Below are 3,414 nucleotides of genomic sequence, written 5' to 3'. Positions count from 1 at the left end.
TCGTCTACGGGTGGTCGGAGGACCCATGGGTCGTGCGAGTGGAATGGTTCCGTGAGGGGGGGCGCAGTCCCCAGGGCGGTACTTCCAGCCTGCGTCCACCTCGGAGACCTGCGGCCGGACGAAGCCCGCCGAGCCCGCGCAGCGTACGGCGTTCCGGAGGGCGCCCTCGCCGGACCCGACTCCCGTCACCCCCTCGCCCTCCGGCTCCTCTCCGAGGTGCTCGCCGCGCTGCCCGCGACCCCGGGCGCCCGGCTCGACCGGGACGACGTGTTCTCGGCCTACCTCGACCTCATGTGCCTCCGGATCGCGGTCCGGCTCGCCGCCGAGAACGGGCTGCGCGGCACCGCCGTACGGCGGCTCGCGGCAAAGGTGTCCGGGCAGGTGCACGAAGCGGCGCGGCGCAGTCTCGGGCCGGGGCAGGGGGAGTTGGACCGGGAGTCGTTCGAGGCGGTGTTCCCGTGGGGGCCCGCACCCGCAAGGCTCGGCGGCGGTACCGGGTGGGCGTCCGCCGTCCTCACCGAGGGCCTGCTCGTGCCGGCCGGGACCGGATACCGCTTCGCCCACGAGGAGTTGGCCGACTGGATCCAGGGCATCCACCTCGACCTGGACGAGGCCCTGCGCGCTCTGGTCCACCGGTCCCGTGCGTCGCGGGCAGGGCATCCGCTCCCCGTACCGCATCACCGCATCGGCCCCGTCGTGCAGGCCCTGCTGCTCCTCGCCCGGCAGCACGGCACCCGTCAACTGGCCCTACGACTGGAGGAGTTGGCGGAGGCCCTGGACGCCGATCCGGACTCCTGGTGGGCCGCGCGGCTGCTCGCCGAAGTGCTGCTCCGGGTGCCCGACGCGACGCCGTACAGGGGGGCGCTGCGGCTGCTGGCCGACCAGTTGGTGGCACGGAGGCGGCAACAGGCGGCCGTACCAAAGGAGTTCGCGCCGGAGTTCTGGACCGCGCTGCACCTGCCGGAGGCCGAGCGGTTCGCGTTGCTACGGCGGCTCGTGCTCGCCGACGGCGCCCCGCAGGACAGCGGGCTGCCCCGATTCCTGGACACCGCCGCCGAGTTGCTCGCCGCCGACCCCGTGGCCGTACAGCCGCTGCTGACGCGGTGGTTCGACGACGAGCGGCCGTTGCCCGCGATGCCGGAGGCGACCGTGGCGACGGCCGCGCAGGCGTTGCTGCACACGCATCGGCGGCGGGCGCTGGACGACCTGACGGAGGTGCTCGTCGGCTGTGCGCACGGGCGGGCCGACGAACTCCTCGCCGTACTCGCCGAGGAGGAACCCTCGGCCGTGTGCCGGGCCGTGGACCGGTGGACGCACGACGAGCAACCGGCGCGAAGGGTGGCGGCGGTGGCGTACGCACTGCGGGCCGCCCCGCACGTACGGACCGAGGCCGACCGTGAACTCCTGCGCTACGCAGCCCAGTTCCTCCTCGCCCGCCCCGCCGACTCCACCCTGCACGGCGGCGCGCTCGCCCTCCTCGTCCGCGATCCGCACACCCGCGCCCGCCATCTCCCGCAGGCCCTACGGCACTTCGTGTCCGGCGACCCGCAGTTCCCGCCGAGCGCGCTGGCCGCCGCCCTGACCACCCACCCCGAACCGGTCCTCGAAGCCTTCCGCGCCCGACTGCACGGACCGCACGCGAGCGAGGCGGTCCGCACGCTCGCCGACGTCACGACCCCGGCCCTCGCGCGCCGGGCCGCCGCCCTGGTGCGCGAGACCGCTGTACGGTGGCCGGAGACGGCCGCGCAGCTCGGCGTCTACGTCGACCGGTGCCTCGACCACGGCCCCACCGCCCGGGCGATCCTCCTCCCCCTGGTCACCGGCCTCCTCGACGGCGGCCCCGCGTCGGCGCGGACCGCCCTCGCGGCCGTCCTCGCCGCCCCCGGCGCCCCGGCCTCCCGCCCCCTGCGCCGCGAACTCCTGGAGTTCCTGCTCACGCACGAGCACGACCCCGCCGTACTGGACGCACTCCTGCACACGGCAGGCCGCCGAGACGACGACGAGATCCGCGACCTCGTCCACCGCACCGGCCGGCTGCTCGTTCGTACCCCCGCAGGCGCGACCCGTTTCGACCGCGGGCTCGTCGACCTGGGCCGCCACGTGCCCGGCTTCGCGGCCCTGATGGCCCGCTGGCTGGCCGACACCCCGGAGGACTGGGCGGCGGTGGTCGGACCCAGCACGCGGCGCATGATCGAGAACCTGGCGGGGGTGGGGGTCCCCGCATAAGCCGTGCATCTCGTGTTCCGTACGTGCGCCCGGTCACAGCCTCTATGCCGATGCGGGCCGGAGGCCCCCGGCATGGCACCCTTAGACCTGCGTAAGAGGTCAACGACACAGGTCTACATACGGACACGGGTTCGATGAGGAGCGGTCACAGTGCAGCGCTGGCGTGGCTTGGAGGACATCCCTGAGGACTGGGGGCGCAGCGTCGTCACCATCGGTTCTTACGACGGGGTCCACCGCGGGCACCAGCTGATCATCCGGCATGCCGTGCAGCGGGCGCGTGAGCTGGGCGTTCCCTCGGTCGTCGTCACCTTCGACCCGCACCCCAGCGAGGTCGTGCGCCCCGGCAGCCACCCGCCGCTGCTCGCCCCGCACCACCGCCGAGCCGAACTGATGGCCGAGCTGGGAGTGGACGCGGCGCTGATCCTGCCGTTCACCAAGGAGTTCTCGAAGCTGTCCCCGGCCGACTTCGTGGTCAAGGTCCTGGTGGACAAACTGCACGCGAAGGCGGTCGTCGAGGGCCCCAACTTCCGCTTCGGCCACAAGGCCGCGGGCAATGTGGCCTTCCTGATCGAGCAGGGCAAGACATACGACTTCGAGGTAGAGGTGGTGGATCTTTACGTGAGCGGTGCGGCGGGCGGCGGCGAGCCCTTCTCCTCCACACTGACCAGGCGACTGGTCGCCGAGGGCGACGTCGAGGGCGCCCGCGAGATTCTCGGCCGCCCGCACCGGGTGGAGGGTGTCGTGGTGCGTGGTGCCCAGCGCGGTCGCGAAATGGGCTTCCCGACGGCCAACGTCGAGACCCTGCCCCATACGGCGATCCCGGCGGACGGCGTCTACGCCGGTTACCTCCACGTCGAGGGAGAGGCCATGCCGGCCGCGATCTCCGTCGGCACGAACCCGCAGTTCGACGGCACCGAGCGCACGGTGGAGGCGTACGCGATCGACCGCGTCGGCCTCGACCTGTACGGCCTGCATGTCGCCGTCGACTTCCTCGCGTTCGTGCGCGGCCAGGCGAAGTTCGATTCGCTGGAGGGCCTGCTGGAGCAGATCGCGCAGGACGTGAAGCGGTGCCGGGAGCTGATCTCGGCGGACGAAGGGGATGAGGGCAGCGGCGGGGACGCCAGGTAACTGTTCTCGTTCCTGTTCTTGGTTCTACGACGACGAAGGGCGGCCGGTGCCTGTGGGCAC

1 protein-coding gene and 1 pseudogene are annotated in these 3,414 nt (G+C 72.8%); both read left to right on the top strand.

Translation table 11 applies throughout. The features are described 5' to 3' along the window. Positions 1-2,226: pseudogene (locus tag ACFWP5_RS52080) on the top strand (serine protease); the annotation flags it as partial. Positions 2,227-2,376: 150 nt separating this feature from the next. Then, a complete protein-coding gene (locus ACFWP5_RS52075; RefSeq protein ID WP_384174396.1) occupies positions 2,377-3,354 on the top strand; it encodes a bifunctional riboflavin kinase/FAD synthetase in 978 nt (325 codons plus the stop codon). Positions 3,355-3,414 lie beyond the last annotated feature (60 nt).

Origin of the sequence: Streptomyces sp. NPDC058469, from assembly GCF_042721125.1 — a bacterium.
Lineage (GTDB): Bacteria > Actinomycetota > Actinomycetes > Streptomycetales > Streptomycetaceae > Streptomyces.
This window is presented reverse-complemented; position numbering and strand designations above follow the sequence as displayed.